A 13952-nucleotide genomic window follows, 5' to 3' on the forward strand; every position below is an offset into this window, starting at 1 on the left:
CAGGATGTCAGCTTTGACATGGATGGAACGGGAGCTTGCTTCATTGGAGGAAGCCTCGCTCATGCGATCTCTACGCGCAAACAGCGCGGTTCCAGGATCACCGGGGCGCATGGATCGAGGAACAGGCCCAAATAACTTGCTTAATTTGTCTGCCAACGACTATCTCGGACTGTCCCAGCATCCCGCTATCGTCGAGGCGATGCGTGACGCTCTGCTCAAGGAAGGCGCGGGAGCAGGAGCCTCCCGCCTTGTGACAGGCAACCGGATGGCGTATGCCTTCTTGGAAGAGGCCATTGCCGAATGGCAGAGCTGCGAAGCGGCGCTTGTGTTCGCCAACGGTTATATGGCGAACACCGGAGTTATCGGTGCCGTAGTCGGCCGTGACGATGTGGTGTTTAGCGATCAGCTTAACCATGCCAGCATCGTAGATGGCATCCTGATGAGCCGTGCGGAGCTGGCCAGGTACCGGCACAACGATATGGAGCATCTGGGAGCGCTGCTGCATAAGCACCGCGATAAAAGGCGGAAGCTGATCGTGACCGATGCCGTTTTCTCCATGGACGGAGATCAAGCCAGACTGCGCGAGCTCGTGCTGCTCAAGCGCGAGTACGGAGCGATGCTGATGGTGGACGAAGCTCACAGCGGAGGGATTTATGGCGGACGGGGCGAGGGATTATGCCACCTCCTTGGGATTAAGGATGAAGTGGACATTCATATGGGAACGTTCAGCAAAGCCTTTGGCGTCTACGGAGCTTATGTGTGCGGCAGTCGAACCCTCGCCGACTACCTCGTAAATAAGTCGCGGCCGCTTATTTATTCGACGGCGATGCCGCCTGCGCTGCTCGCAGGCATTGCTCAAGCTCTAGCGCTGGTGCAGCAGGAGCACTGGCGGCGCGAGCGACTTGAATCGGCTGTCCGTTTCTTCCGAGCTTCGCTGATGGACTCAGGTTTTCAGATTCCAGCAGGCGATTCCCCCATCGTACCGATGACGATCGGCGATAATGAGACCGCACTGCGTTTCAGCGCAGCGCTGGAAGAGAAAGGCATCGCAGCGGTCGCCATCCGACCGCCGACGGTGCCGGCGGGAACTGCGCGCATCCGCTTTTCGTTATCCGCCATCCATACGGATGAGGAACTGCGGGGTGCGATTGCAGGCATTCGCGAGGCAGGGCTGCAGCTTGGAGTGATTAGGCGATGAGCACAACAAGAAGCGGAACGATCTTATGGCTGCCTGGGTGGAGCATGCCCCCTGCGGTTTTCGACCGGCTTCGGGAGGAGCTGCCCGATTATCATCACGTGCTCATCGATTTCAGCGATGCCGAATCGCCGGAAGACATCGTGACGCGAACGGAAGCGGCGGCTGCAAAATGTTTGGCAAGTCCGGCAGACCACCGTCCTCTCTACATTGGAGGCTGGTCGCTCGGCGGATTGCTTGCGCTGGGATTAGCGGCTAAAGGGTTGACGGATGGCCTCATCTTGTTTGCGGCTACGGCCCGGTTTACCCGTTCGAAGGACGAGGCGGAGCTGGGTCAACCGGATGCCTACGTCAGGCAGATGATGAGAGCTCTCATGCAAGATTCGGCAGCAGTGGAAAACAAATTTCGACAGCGTCTGTGGACAGAGTCGGAGCGAAGGACGGGGATATGCGACACGCTTCCTCCCATAGGCAGCTGGACAATGCCGGCGCTGCTTGCAGGTCTTCATATTTTGAGAAATGAAGAAGCAAGTTCTGTACTTTCGAAGATTGTCTGCCCGGTACTTCTGGTCCACGGCATGGAGGATGAAATTTGCCCGTATAAAGGAGCGAAGGAGCTTACAGATGGGCTGCCGCAAGCCCAACTGCTTTCCATCCCGGATTGCGGGCATGTACCGTTTCTGGGAAGAGAGAAGGAGATCGCAGAGAAAGTGAGGCGCTGGCGGCATGAACAGCAGCATGGAGGTTAAGCGTCAATTTAATCGCAGCTCTGCGGGCTCCTATGACCGGCACGCGGATGTTCAGCGAATCATGGCGGATCAGTTGGCTGCAAAGCTCGGCGAGCTAAGGGGTGAAGGAGGCAACCCGTCCGCGTCCGTAGGGGACATTTTGGAAATTGGCTGCGGAACGGGAAATCTGACGAGCAGGCTGGTTGACACATGGCCTGAAGCAGCGATTACCGCTTTGGACATTGCTCCCGGGATGCTTCGGGCGGCGGAGCAGCGGCTCGGTCAGCAAGCAGGTATAGAAGTACGCTTCATCCAAGGCGACGTAGAGGAATGGTCAACAACTGCACAGGCAGCTTCATTCGATCTGATCGTCTCCAGTGCTTGCTTTCAATGGCTGAGACATCCAGTACAAACGCTTCAGCATCTGCGGCGGCTGCTTCGCCCAGGCGGTATGTTAGTGTTTACGACCTTTGGGCCGGAGACATTTGCTGAGCTTCACGAGTCCTTCAAGGAAGCGTATCGAAGCGGCGGATGGCAGCCGCAGCGGCACGGGCTGTCTTTTCAATCTGGGATGGAATGGAGAAAAATGCTCGCAGACTCAGGTTTTGCGCATATTGAAGATCAATGCTCTTTGCACGTTGAAACGTACCCGGCGCCAAGGGATTTTTTGCTTGCGGTCAAGGGAATGGGGGCCAGCACCTCGGAAGCTGAGGCTGTGCCCGGTTTAAGCAGGCGGCGGCTTTTTGCCGGTATGTACGAAGCGTACGAGGCGAAGTTTAGCGTACCGGAAGGTATTTTTGCTACCTATGAGCTTTTGTTGATGCAAGGAACAGCCCCTTACCAGGATAGAGAAGCGGACGGGATTTGATGATCTTAAGGCAACGTACGCAGTAGTAGGTCCAAAGAACTATCCTTCTTGTTTTGCTTTATTTACAATTCATGGTAACCTACTAGAAAAGGCGGAGTTTTCGTCTGTCAGAAGGAAGGGGGGCTGAAGCGGTGGGGATTGAGCCGATCTCGGATCATCTACAGGAGCATTTACGCATCCTTTTCGTGGGTTATAACCCTAGTTTACGGTCCGGCGAAACCGGCCATCACTATGCCAGTCCGAGCAATCGATTTTATCGTATTTTGCATCAGGCAGGATTAACGCCCCGGCTTTACAAGCCGCAAGAAGATCAAGATTTGCTTGAACTTGGCTATGGGTTTACGAACATCGTGGCGAGACCCTCGCTAACGGCTGCTGAAATTACACCTGAGGAATATCGGGAAGGCCGCTTGATTTTAAGAGGAAAAATTGAGAAGTATCGACCGCGGGTCGTATGCTTTGTGGGCAAAGGGGTTTACGAGCAGTACAGCGGACGAAGAGGCATGCAGTGGGGCAGCCAGCAGGAACCTCTTGTCGAGGGGGTCGTCGAGTATGTTTGTCCGTCTTCCAGCGGACTCGTTCGGATGAAGCTGGAGGAAATGGTCGCTATCTATCGCGGGATCAAGTCATTTATCGGGACGGAGATGGAAAAAGAATGAATATACCGTGGCTGCATTGGGCTAAAGAAATTCAAGCGATCTCTCAAGCGGGACTCGCCTACGGCGAGAACGGCTACGATTTGGAACGCTATGAGGCGCTTCGCAAGATCAGCGTGGAGATGATGAGCTACTTCACAGACACACCGATTGACAAAGTGACGGAATTATTCGCCAGCGACAAGGGATACCAGACGCCGAAGGTTGATGTTCGGGCCGTTGTCCTGCAGGAGAACAAACTGCTGCTTGTAAAGGAAAGAATCGACGGCGCCTGGGCACTGCCGGGGGGCTGGGCGGACATCGGCCTTACACCGACCGAAGTCGCCGTGAAAGAGACCCGCGAGGAAGCCGGATACGACGTCAAGCCGGTTCGTTTGCTGGCGGTTCTGGATAAAAAGCGCCACGCTCATCCGCCTTCCCCCAACCATACATACAAGATATTCATCTTGTGCGAGCTGACGGGCGGGGAGGCGCTGGAAGCCGGCTTGGAAACGACGGAGGTCGGCTTCTTCGGTGCAGACGAGCTGCCGCCTCTTTCGATCGAGCGGAACACGGCGGAACAAGTGCAGAGCATGTTCGAGCTTGCGAGCGGCCCGGCTTCTCAGGTGCTCTTGGATTAGCTGGAGCCGAACGTAAAAACACCGATCGGCTCATACGCCGGCGACCGGCCCAAGTGGCTCCGGTAGAGGACAATGTCCTCTACCCGCCACGCGGGCTGGCCGCCTGTTGGCGCGCCTGCCGCCAAGGCGGCGCACGAGAACGGACCCGCCGCAGCGCGGTATCGGCGGGCCAGCGTGAGATGCGGCCGATAGGGGCGAGCCTCGGCCGGAAAGCCATGGCGGGCGCAGGCGCCCGCGACCTCGCGCTGCAGCGCAGCCAGTGCGTTCAGGTCGCCGCAGGCGCCCGCCCACAGCACCGACGGCGCCGCCGGAGGTCCGAACACGCCGAGCCCTTCGGCGTGCAGGGTCAGCGGCAGCGCCGCTGCGGCAAGCTGGCGAAGCTCGCCCGCCAGCGCATCCGCTGTCTCGGCGGACGTGTCGCCGAGGAAGCTTAACGTAACGTGGACGTCCTGCGGATGCGTCCACTTCTGAAAGGGCAGCGCCTCGCGAAGGCTGCCCGTCCACAAGGCGAGCGCCCGCCTGGCCTCCGGCGGGAGCCCGATGCCGACAAACAGCCGATAATTGACCGGTGGTGATGAAAGCGTTTTTGTCGAATGGTCGGAAGGATGCATGGAAATGAGGACTCCTTTATGGTTTTTTTTGACCGGTGTAAGGATGAAAGTATCCTGCCTCAACTAGCATTTCCAACGAAGGTTTTACTTGATGCATGGGGAGAATATTGCTATCATAGCCATAATACAAAAGCAAAGGTGTGGTCATTCATGGGAAATCGGGCCTATAACTTTAACGCAGGGCCTGCGGCATTACCGCTCGAAGTTTTGCAGAAAGCGCAAGAGGAACTTGTCGAATTTAAAGGCATCGGCATGTCGATCATGGAAATTTCGCATCGCAGCGCAGAATACGAGCAAGTACATAATGAAACACAGCAATTATTGAAACAAATTTTCGGGATTCCGGATGGCTATCAAGTCCAGTTCCTGCAAGGCGGAGCAAGCACCCAATTCGCGATGATTCCTCTGAATTTCTTAAAGCCGGGCAAAGTGGGCAGCTATGTGCTGACAGGCGCTTGGGCGGAGAAAGCGGTACAGGAAGCCAGTCTGTTCGGGGAAGTGGCGATTGCAGCCTCCTCCAAAGAAAATAAATTCATGAAAATTCCGGATCTCAGCGAGATTAACATTCACCCGGATTCCGCTTACCTGCACTTGACGTCCAACGAGACAATCGAAGGCGCTCAATTCCAAAGCTACCCGGATACAGGCAATGTGCCGCTCATTGGGGATATGTCCAGCGACATTTTGAGCCGTCCTGTTGACGTTTCAAAGTTCGACATGATTTATGCCGGCGCGCAAAAAAATCTCGGTCCTTCCGGTGTGACGGTTGTCATTGTCAAAGAAGACCTTCTGCAGGATTTGCCGAAAACAATTCCGACGATGCTTCGTTATGAAATCCACGGCAAAAACAATTCCTTGTACAATACGCCGCCAGTGTACTCCATCTATATGGTGAACCTTGTGCTGAAATGGATTCAGGAGCAAGGCGGACTAGCTGTTATCGAGAAAAACAATCTGGAGAAATCCGGCTTGATCTACAGCGCAATTGATGGAAGCGGAGGTTTTTACCGCGGTCCTGTTGATAAAGGCAGCCGTTCTGCGATGAATATTACTTTCCGTTTGCAGGATGAAGAGCTGGAGAAGAAGTTCATCAAGGAAACCGAAGCGAACGGATTTGTCGGGTTGAAAGGTCATCGCAGCGTAGGCGGCTTGAGAGCATCTACTTACAATGCGGTTCCTTACGCGTCCTGCAAAGCGCTTGCCGATTTCATGATTGATTTCCACAAACGCAACGGTTAACATCGAATCGAATACCTGATCATGAGCTATTCATGGCACCCTCGTGTGCGCGTGAGTAGCTTTTTTTTGTTGCGGGCTAGAATGGTCGGTTGTTCGTTTACAATGTCTTAAGAGGGCTTCTGAGACGGTTTGGGAGGCTTTTTTGCATGGAGGGAGACTCTAAATCTAGTAGTGCGGCTGTGGAAATTACTGGCTTTGATCCTTTCGACAAATGTGAAAATTTGAAGGCAAAAATGAAAATTTTTTTTCAAATCCTCGCGAGGCGCGTCCTGTCTGGGTTTGGCTATTTTGGGCCCAGAAATGTGTCATAAGACACGTTGACAAACACAATATATTGATATAAATTTGAATCTATCAACTAGATGTCGTGGGAAAAAGCGAATTGCACAGAATCTGGATTCGCCCTGAAATTACCGCGAAATGCGGCGAAAAACCCTGATTTCAACTGTTTTCCCGCTTATAAAGATCCGTTTATTTTGTCGATGGAACGGTGGATTTACTACATATGGATAGACGGTAAGATTTATATTACACACTACATATGGTTTGTTCGGTTTAAGAGAAGCACAAGAACGAGAACAGCTTAATGAACGATAGAAATGTTAGGAGACGGAGCCATGCTAATTGCTTATGATTCGAAAACGGGAAATGTTCGCCGATTTATTGCCAAGCTCAAAATGCCGGCGATTCAAATCGAGGAAGCGATGAAAGTGGACGAGCCTTTCGTGCTTGTTACCTACACAACCGGTTTTGGTCAAGTTCCTGAGAAGGTTGCTTCCTTCCTGGAAAGTAATGCCTCCAAGCTTATTGGAGTGGCAGCGAGCGGGAACCGCAACTGGGGAGACGGGTTTGCCAAGAGCGCAGACACGATCTCACAACTGTACGATGTGCCTGTGTTAACGAAATTTGAGTTATCCGGCACCAAAAATGATGTAGAACGATTTGTTCAGGGGGTACATGCAATTGCGGCACATTGAGCTGAATAATTTATTGATGCAACGCGGAGCGGACGGTTTTTTTCAACTGGAGAAGGATAAGGAAGCCGTTGAAGTTTTTATGGCGGACGTACAGAGCAAAAGCCTCACTTTCCCCGATACCTCTTCGAAAGTTCGTTATATGATCGATAACAACTACTATGAGAACGTTTATGAACATTACACCATAGATGAAGTCAACGAAGTTTATCAAGTGGCACACGATCATCAATTCGAGTTCGCCTCTTACATGGCAGCTTCGAAATTTTATACAGACTATGCTTTGCGCAGTGACGATAAGTCCTTGTATCTGGAGCATTTCCCGGATCGCGTTGCGATTGTAGCGCTTTACTTGGGGCGCGGTAACGTAGAAACGGCCCGCACGCTTGCTGTATCGATGATGGAGCAGCGCTTGCAGCCGGCAACGCCGACTTTCCTTAACGCTGGGAAAAGCCGCCGTGGCGAAATGGTATCCTGCTTCCTGCTGGAAATGGACGATTCCCTCAACTCCATCAACTATGTGCTGGCGACCTGCATGCAGCTGTCCAAAATTGGTGGCGGCGTAGCCGTGAACTTGTCGAAGCTTCGCGGACGCGGGGAATCCATCAAAGGTGTGGAACGCGCAGCCAAAGGCATCATGCCTGTGCTTAAGCTTATGGAGGATGCATTCTCCTATGCGGATCAAATGGGGCAGCGCAAAGGCTCCGGAGCGGCTTATTACAACATTTTCGGCTGGGATCTCATGGAGTTCCTGGACAGCAAGAAAATTAACGCGGATGAGAAATCCCGTTTGAAAACTCTTTCCATCGGTTTGATTGTACCGAATAAGTTTTACAAATTGGCGGAGGAGAACAAGCCACTTCACGTTTTTGCGCCATATACGGTTTTGCAAGCTTACGGCAAGCATTTGGATGATCTCAATATTGATGAGATGTATGACGAGCTGCTGGCTAACCCGAAAGTAAAGAAAAAAGTCGTGATGAGCGCCCGTGACATGCTGGTCAAAATCGCTACTACGCAATTGGAATCCGGATATCCTTATATCATGAACCGCTCGAATGCGAACAAGGATCATGCCCTGAAGGGGATCGGTACGATTAAAATGTCCAATCTCTGCACGGAAATTTTCCAGCTGCAAGAGACTTCGGAAATCAATGATTATGGCCAAGACGATCTGATTTTACGCGATATCAGCTGTAACCTGGCTTCCATGAACATTGCCAATGTGATGGATCGCAAGAAGCTGCGGGAGACCGTTCACGAAGGCATGACAGCTTTGACAGCGGTCAGCGATATGACGACGATCAGCAATGCGCCTGGTGTGGCCAAAGCGAATCGTGAGCTGCATTCCGTCGGATTAGGGGTTATGAACCTGCACGGCTATTTATCCAAAAATAAAATTAGCTATGAGAGCGATGAAGCGAAAGATTTTGTCCGTACGTTCTTCATGGCGATGAACTACTATTCCATTGAGCAAAGTATGGCAATCGCCAAAGCGAAAGGGCAGGTTTTCGAAGGCTTCGAGTTGTCCGAATATGCAAGTGGCGCTTATTTTAACCGTTATACGGAAACGGATTACCGTCCGCTGACCGACAAGGTGAAGGGTTTGTTTGAGGGGATGGAGATTCCGTCTCCGAGCGATTGGAGCAAGCTGAAAGAAGAAGTGCAGAAGCACGGTCTGTATCATGCTTACCGTTTGGCGGTCGCTCCGACACAAAGCATCTCGTATATTCAAAACTCCACCTCGAGCGTTATGCCGATTGTAGAGCCTATCGAGACGCGTACTTACGCGAACTCAACGACTTACTATCCGATGCCTTTCATGGCTCGCGACAATTATTTCTACTATAAATCCGCGTATCAAATGGACCAATTCAAAATTCTCGATCTCATCGCTGAAATTCAAGCGCATGTGGATCAAGGCATCTCGACGATTTTGCACGTAAATAGCGATGTCTCTACGAGACAGTTGGCCAGACTCTATTTGTATGCGGCACACAAAGGACTTAAATCGCTCTACTACACGCGAACAAACCAGCTTTCTGTTGAGGAATGCGTAAGCTGCTCGGTGTAATTGGGAAGGGGATTGTATATAGATGAGTACTGCAACTACCGTTAATCATCCAACCGTCAAAAAAGCCGTGAACTGGAACCGGCCGGACGATGATTTCACGATAACTTTCTGGAATCAGAACATTATGCAGTTCTGGACCGACGAGGAAATCCCGTTGTCTGACGATAAAATGTCCTGGATCACGTTGAGTCCGGCTGAGCGCGAGCTGTACATGAAGGTGCTTGGCGGCCTGACGCTGCTCGATACGATGCAAGGCGGCGTAGGCATGCCTAAGATACTTGAGCATGTTGACGGGCTTCAGCGCAAAGCGGTGCTCAGCTTCATGGGCATGATGGAGCAAATTCATGCGAAGTCGTACAGTTCCATTTTCACGACACTGTCCACGACGGAAGAGATCAATGAGCTGTTCGCATGGGTAGAGCACAATCCTTATCTGCAGTTCAAAGCGTCTAAGATTTCCCATTATTATGAGAATATTACAACGACCAAAGAGCTGTATTTAGCGATGGCCGCGTCGGTTTTGCTGGAGAGCTACTTGTTCTACAGCGGCTTCTATTACCCGCTTTACTTGGCCGGACAGGGTAAAATGACGAGCAGCGGCGAAATCATCGATTTGATTTTGCGCGATGAGAGTATTCACGGTCTGTACGTAGGCGTGCTTGCTCAAGAGGTATACGCCGAGCTAAGTCCTGAAGAGCAGGATGAAGCGTATGAGACACTCAGCGCATTGCTTAAGGAGCTTCATGCCAATGAGGAGGGCTATACGGAGAGTCTTTACGGGCCTCTGGGGCTGGCGGAAGACGTGAAAGCTTTCCTGCGTTACAACGCCAACAAAGCGTTCATGAACCTGGGCGTAGAGCCGATTTTCGAGGAAGAGGACATTAATCCGATTGTTCTGAACGGACTCAGCACGAAGACGAAGCAGCATGACTTTTTCTCTAAAAAAGGGAACGGGTATGTACGTACGATTCATGTTGAAGCGTTGACCGATGATGATTTTGTTTTCTAGATGTTAGACAAAAAAACTACCTTGAGGCCGTCGCAATGCGGTGTCAAGGTAGTTTTTTACGGTTCTCGCTAATTGCTCGCAGGTACCTAAGCTAACGATTCTTTTACCACAGGCTCAGTCAACTTATAACCGACGTTGCGAATGGTCATGATATATTCCGGGTTCCGGGCATTTTGCTCGATTTTGTCCCGCAGATGGGAGATATGCACATCGACAATCCGGGTATCGCCGAGGAAATGATAATCCCAGACGCCGTGAAGCAGCTGTTGTCTGCTAAGAACTTTGCCGCGGTGCTTGCATAAGAAGAGCAGTAGTTCAAATTCTTTGGGCGTAAGCTCGATCGGCGCGCCGTTCATCGTTACTTCCCGTTGATCGGCTTTCACCGAGATTTGACCGATTGTAATCGGCGCGTTTTCCGTTGCGGACGGCAAGGTTTGAATACGCCGGTGAATGGCGTGGATACGGGAAATGAGCTCCTGCGGCGAAAACGGCTTGGTCATGTAATCGTCGGCTCCGTTATCCAACCCGGCAATTTTATCCGTAAGGTCCTGCATGGCGGTCAACATAATAATCGGTACGAGGTTATTCTGGTTTCTAAGTTTGCGGCATACTTGGAAGCCGTCCATTTTTGGCAGCATAAGGTCGAGAACGATCAGATCAGGGCGAAACGTCTGGATAGCATCGAAGACAGCTTCTCCATCGAATACGCAGTGTACTTCGAAGCCCACGAGCTTCAGGTTAAACTCTATAAGCATGGAGATGGAAGGTTCGTCATCGACAACGAGGATCTTTTTTTTCATCATGGTTAGTTTGACTCCTTTTATCGAGAAGGATAACTCTATTATGGAGGAGCTCTATCATCGACATATTAAGATAAAGTTAACCCTGTGTAAAATTGCAATCCGCATGGACATATAATAGGATAGAAGATGAGGTGAATTTGACAGAGATGGCTTTTCATATTGTATTAGTTGAACCCGAAATTCCTGCCAATACAGGGAATATTTCACGAACATGCGCTGCAACAGGGACGCATCTTCATTTGGTTAGACCGCTTGGCTTCCAGACCGACGACAAGACGTTGAAACGCGCGGGTCTGGATTACTGGCATTCCGTCAAACTTGAGTATCATGATTCGTTCGATGAGGTGCTGGACATGTACAAAGGGCACCGTTTCTTCTTTGCAACGACGAAGGCGAAGAAGCGTTACACGGATTTTACATTTCAGGACGGTGACTTTTTCGTATTCGGCAAAGAGACGAAAGGTCTCCCGGAAGAGCTCTTGCGCCAGCATCCGGAGACGCTGCTCCGGCTTCCGATGTCCGATAGCGTCCGATCGCTCAATTTATCCAATTCCGTCGCGATTATGCTGTATGAGGGCTTGCGTCAGACAGGCTTCGCAGGGCTCGACTAACGTTTTATTCGATCTCATTTAGGTCTGGGTGAACAAATTTGACAATAAAAGAAATTTCAGCTGTTAATTAGAAGGAGTTTCTTAACGAACGGCGAATAGTATTCCCTATCAGTCCGTAAAGGTATGCTCAGCCAATTGGCCAGGCATAGAAAATGAGAACGGAAGAGAGGTGAAGTCCTATGATGAAACCAGCCGGAGTCGTTCGTAAAGTCGATCAATTGGGACGTATTGTACTGCCTAAATCGTTACGTAAACGATATCAAATGAATGAAGGGGATCCTGTCGAGATTTTAGTGCAGGGTGATCATATCATTTTGGAAAGATACCGCCCGAAATGTGTTTTTTGCGGCAGTATGGAAACGGTGAGCGAGTTCAAAGAGCGTTACATATGCAATACGTGCGTAACTGAAATGAATGTGCTTAAAGTAAGAGCTTAATCGGTGTAAATGAAAAAGCATTGCCTTTCTCGTTAGAGAGAGCAGTGCTTTTTTTGTTGTGAGGGGACTGCATATGCACGCATGAACCGGACATACTATCTTTCGACGGTGAAAGCAGAGAGGTGTTGTGTCAAAGACAGTGTACACCCGGGAGGTTGTTGTTGAATCCGTTATAGAAGCGAGGAGATGTGCCAAAGGCCATTAAATGTAGTATTCCATACTGCAATAGTGTAATGAGGTAGAAACCGAGCTGATGTAAGGCTAAGGCAAAACCAATCCAATTATTCACCGTCAATGAGGACTCCGAAAGGGGTCCTTTCTCCTATTAAAAAAGACCGCCAGAATGAATCATTCTGACGGTCTTTGGTAAACTTACAGGCCTTTAGTTTTGTCCTCGTTATAGGAAGCCGTCATCATAGCGACGAGAAATAGTACAAAAACGGTGTTAACGAGCCAAAATGTTGTTGATAAGCCAAACATTGCTGCACCCCCTACAAGTTTAAAGAACGTAAAAGCATATAGTTAAGGCTTATTATACCCAACCATCCTTAAAAAAGAAACGAATAAAGTGTGAATAATTTCGTTTATTTGAAAAATAAGAAGTTCGTAGCCAGCGGTCTCAGCCTTCCGTCGGACGGCCGGTTAATGACGCTGCCACCCATGACCAAGGTCGTAGAGCCGCCTCCATCCAGGTTGTAGGCGTCAACGATGCCTAACTGCTGCATCTTGTCCTGCAGCTCGGCGAGCGTTGCTCCTGAGTTCCCGCTCTCGTCATAGCCGTCTGTAACGATAAACAACAGCTGGTCGTTTCGGTAGTTGGCCATGACGGTTCTGGCTGCACGTGCCGGCGAGCTCTGCCATTGGTAAGGGATGGTCGCTTTGGATCCGTTCTTCAGGAGCGTCGGAACGAAGGTCGATCCCATTAACGGATTAAGCTTGTCGAGCTCGGCCTGTGTGCTGAACTTGCCGCCGATGAGCTTGCGGTCTTTGTTCAACCCGATAAAGGTCGTATCGTTCTTCGTCGGGAAGAAGCCGTTAAGGTACTTGCCGTTCATCACCGTCGTGTCGAGCGGGTAGCGTTTGCCTTTGCTGTCGTCCGCAAAGCCTCCTGCGTTCACACCGGCAATGGCGCCATAGCGCGAGACGGCTTCCAGCGTTGTTTCGCTGGAGCCCATTTTATCTTTGCCCAGAACAAGCTTAATAGCTTTATCACTCTTGAGGTTTACTTTAAGAGCATAACCTTTGTAGTTATTTTCATTCAATGAAAACAGCTTTAAGTCGATATTCCCAGAGGAAGCTTGTCTCACAGGGCTACCGAGCTTCGCCGTGATTCTTGAGTCATAAATGACGCCGGGCTTAGCAACTTGGGCTGTGGCAACCTGGAGAGCCGCCGTTACTTCCGCCGTGCTCTTCTCATACAACTCAAAATATTGCTGAATGATCGACTTGGTTTGCGCAGCGTCATTCGTTGCTTTCGTCAGCAAGCTGTCCAGGGAGAGCGCTTCTTCGTGAAGCGATACAGGGAGCGGCGGCGCTTCCGTTGCCCAAGGACTGATCGGGATACTCGCGGAAACGAAAAGCAGCCAAATCAACATACCTACGAACGGGGCGCAAGCTAAGAGAAAGACGCGATTGATTCCTTGAATAGCACTCATTACTTTAACACATCCAGATTCTTCTGCAGCTCATCGAGCTTCTTTTTCACATCGGCCAGTTGGGTGTAAAGTTGGTTGCTGTTATCTGTTTTGCTGTTGGCGCTGTCCTTGGTGAAGGCAAGCAATTCATTCAGGGCGTCTACTTTGGTTTGCATAGCTTTCATGTCGGTTGAAACGCTGTCTTTCAATTCGGAAACCTGCTTCTGATAATCTTGCTGCACGATTTGCAGTTGCTGCTGAGTTTGCTGTGCGATATCGGTTGCTATTTTTTGTCTCAAATGCTCTGTATACAGCATGGCTGCTGCCACTCCGATTGCGATCAGCATGACCCAACCAAGAAACAAGTAAACGTACGTTTTTCTTCCGTTTCTTGTGGCTTTGGCAGCCCGGGGGAAGGAATTCGCAGTCGTTGTCTCGATTTGCATGCTCATGATAATCACCTCTGTTTCCTAGTATACCATATTCCAAATTT

At 50.6% G+C, this 13952-nt stretch carries 15 protein-coding genes; 11 read left to right on the forward strand and 4 right to left on the reverse strand.

Annotated elements, in window-relative coordinates:
* The first annotated feature begins 4 nt into the window (after nt 1-4).
* From bioF to AC3WRW_RS10500, 5 genes are all read left to right on the forward strand, one after another.
* Nucleotides 5-1198, forward strand: coding sequence for an 8-amino-7-oxononanoate synthase (gene bioF / locus AC3WRW_RS10480; protein WP_492546306.1), 1194 nt, complete (start codon nt 5-7; stop codon nt 1196-1198).
* On the forward strand, nt 1195-1944 hold the full coding sequence (locus tag AC3WRW_RS10485) for an alpha/beta fold hydrolase (RefSeq protein ID WP_492546257.1): 750 nt from the start codon (nt 1195-1197) through the stop codon (nt 1942-1944). The genes bioF and AC3WRW_RS10485 overlap by 4 nt, the downstream gene beginning before the upstream one ends.
* Nucleotides 1922-2791, forward strand: a complete 870-nt coding sequence (gene bioC / locus AC3WRW_RS10490) for a malonyl-ACP O-methyltransferase BioC (RefSeq protein ID WP_492546258.1) — start codon at nt 1922-1924, stop codon at nt 2789-2791. The genes AC3WRW_RS10485 and bioC overlap by 23 nt, the downstream gene beginning before the upstream one ends.
* A 137-nt stretch (nt 2792-2928) precedes the next feature.
* Nucleotides 2929-3450: a G/U mismatch-specific DNA glycosylase gene (gene mug, locus AC3WRW_RS10495; protein WP_492546307.1), complete on the forward strand. Its 522-nt coding sequence runs from the start codon at nt 2929-2931 to the stop codon at nt 3448-3450.
* On the forward strand, nt 3447-4067 hold the full coding sequence (locus tag AC3WRW_RS10500) for an NUDIX hydrolase (RefSeq protein WP_492546259.1): 621 nt from the start codon (nt 3447-3449) through the stop codon (nt 4065-4067). Before mug ends, AC3WRW_RS10500 begins: the two co-directional genes overlap by 4 nt.
* Here AC3WRW_RS10500 and thpR read toward each other — a convergent pair.
* Nucleotides 4064-4678 carry an RNA 2',3'-cyclic phosphodiesterase gene (gene thpR, locus AC3WRW_RS10505; protein ID WP_492546260.1) on the reverse strand — a complete coding sequence of 205 codons (615 nt, stop codon included), beginning with the start codon at nt 4676-4678 and terminating at the stop codon, nt 4064-4066. The two genes, AC3WRW_RS10500 and thpR, sit on opposite strands and share 4 nt — an antisense overlap.
* Nucleotides 4679-4828: 150 nt before the next feature.
* Between thpR and serC the strand changes: the two genes are divergently transcribed.
* From serC to nrdF, 4 genes are all read left to right on the forward strand, one after another.
* A complete protein-coding gene (serC, locus tag AC3WRW_RS10510) occupies nt 4829-5917 on the forward strand; it encodes a 3-phosphoserine/phosphohydroxythreonine transaminase (RefSeq protein ID WP_492546261.1) in 1089 nt (362 codons plus the stop codon).
* A gap of 617 nt (nt 5918-6534) precedes the next feature.
* Nucleotides 6535-6894, forward strand: a complete 360-nt coding sequence (nrdI, locus tag AC3WRW_RS10515; RefSeq protein ID WP_171682802.1) for a class Ib ribonucleoside-diphosphate reductase assembly flavoprotein NrdI — start codon at nt 6535-6537, stop codon at nt 6892-6894.
* Nucleotides 6881-8965, forward strand: coding sequence for a class 1b ribonucleoside-diphosphate reductase subunit alpha (gene nrdE / locus AC3WRW_RS10520; protein WP_492546262.1), 2085 nt, complete (start codon nt 6881-6883; stop codon nt 8963-8965). The genes nrdI and nrdE overlap by 14 nt, the downstream gene beginning before the upstream one ends.
* A gap of 22 nt (nt 8966-8987) precedes the next feature.
* Nucleotides 8988-9974 (forward strand): class 1b ribonucleoside-diphosphate reductase subunit beta, encoded by a 987-nt coding sequence (gene nrdF / locus AC3WRW_RS10525; RefSeq protein WP_492546263.1) that lies wholly within the window; start codon nt 8988-8990, stop codon nt 9972-9974.
* 86 nt (nt 9975-10060) lie between these two features.
* Here nrdF and AC3WRW_RS10530 read toward each other — a convergent pair whose 3' ends face one another.
* Nucleotides 10061-10777, reverse strand: coding sequence for a response regulator (locus AC3WRW_RS10530; RefSeq protein ID WP_281364255.1), 717 nt, complete (start codon nt 10775-10777; stop codon nt 10061-10063).
* A gap of 146 nt (nt 10778-10923) precedes the next feature.
* Between AC3WRW_RS10530 and trmL the strand changes: the two genes are divergently transcribed.
* Nucleotides 10924-11388 carry a tRNA (uridine(34)/cytosine(34)/5-carboxymethylaminomethyluridine(34)-2'-O)-methyltransferase TrmL gene (gene trmL, locus AC3WRW_RS10535; protein WP_492546308.1) on the forward strand — a complete coding sequence of 155 codons (465 nt, stop codon included), beginning with the start codon at nt 10924-10926 and terminating at the stop codon, nt 11386-11388.
* A 182-nt stretch (nt 11389-11570) separates the two neighbouring features.
* The gene (locus tag AC3WRW_RS10540) at nt 11571-11825 is read left to right on the forward strand and encodes an AbrB/MazE/SpoVT family DNA-binding domain-containing protein (protein ID WP_492546309.1); all 255 of its coding nucleotides are present in this window, start codon (nt 11571-11573) and stop codon (nt 11823-11825) included.
* Between the two features lie 584 nt (nt 11826-12409).
* Here the strand turns inward: AC3WRW_RS10540 and AC3WRW_RS10545 are convergent.
* Together AC3WRW_RS10545 and AC3WRW_RS10550 are read right to left on the reverse strand one after the other, a co-directional pair.
* Nucleotides 12410-13480, reverse strand: coding sequence for a phosphodiester glycosidase family protein (locus tag AC3WRW_RS10545; protein ID WP_492546264.1), 1071 nt, complete (start codon nt 13478-13480; stop codon nt 12410-12412).
* Nucleotides 13480-13911: a hypothetical protein gene (locus AC3WRW_RS10550; protein WP_171682806.1), complete on the reverse strand. Its 432-nt coding sequence runs from the start codon at nt 13909-13911 to the stop codon at nt 13480-13482. Before AC3WRW_RS10550 ends, AC3WRW_RS10545 begins: the two co-directional genes overlap by 1 nt.
* Nucleotides 13912-13952 lie beyond the last annotated feature (41 nt).

The organism is Paenibacillus sp. FW126-R14 (genome assembly GCF_058789495.1).

Bases quoted from the DNA above. Each gene is read 5' to 3' on its own strand.
- bioF (WP_492546306.1), top strand. From the start codon at position 5: ATGTCAGCTTTGACATGGATGGAACGGGAGCTTGCTTCATTGGAGGAA.
- AC3WRW_RS10485 (WP_492546257.1), top strand. From the start codon at position 1,195: ATGAGCACAACAAGAAGCGGAACGATCTTATGGCTGCCTGGGTGGAGC.
- bioC (WP_492546258.1), top strand. From the start codon at position 1,922: ATGAACAGCAGCATGGAGGTTAAGCGTCAATTTAATCGCAGCTCTGCG.
- AC3WRW_RS10500 (WP_492546259.1), top strand. From the start codon at position 3,447: ATGAATATACCGTGGCTGCATTGGGCTAAAGAAATTCAAGCGATCTCT.
- thpR (WP_492546260.1), bottom strand. From the start codon at position 4,678: ATGCATCCTTCCGACCATTCGACAAAAACGCTTTCATCACCACCGGTC.
- serC (WP_492546261.1), top strand. From the start codon at position 4,829: ATGGGAAATCGGGCCTATAACTTTAACGCAGGGCCTGCGGCATTACCG.
- nrdI (WP_171682802.1), top strand. From the start codon at position 6,535: ATGCTAATTGCTTATGATTCGAAAACGGGAAATGTTCGCCGATTTATT.
- nrdF (WP_492546263.1), top strand. From the start codon at position 8,988: ATGAGTACTGCAACTACCGTTAATCATCCAACCGTCAAAAAAGCCGTG.
- AC3WRW_RS10530 (WP_281364255.1), bottom strand. From the start codon at position 10,777: ATGATGAAAAAAAAGATCCTCGTTGTCGATGACGAACCTTCCATCTCC.
- trmL (WP_492546308.1), top strand. From the start codon at position 10,924: ATGGCTTTTCATATTGTATTAGTTGAACCCGAAATTCCTGCCAATACA.
- AC3WRW_RS10540 (WP_492546309.1), top strand. From the start codon at position 11,571: ATGAAACCAGCCGGAGTCGTTCGTAAAGTCGATCAATTGGGACGTATT.
- AC3WRW_RS10545 (WP_492546264.1), bottom strand. From the start codon at position 13,480: ATGAGTGCTATTCAAGGAATCAATCGCGTCTTTCTCTTAGCTTGCGCC.
- AC3WRW_RS10550 (WP_171682806.1), bottom strand. From the start codon at position 13,911: ATGAGCATGCAAATCGAGACAACGACTGCGAATTCCTTCCCCCGGGCT.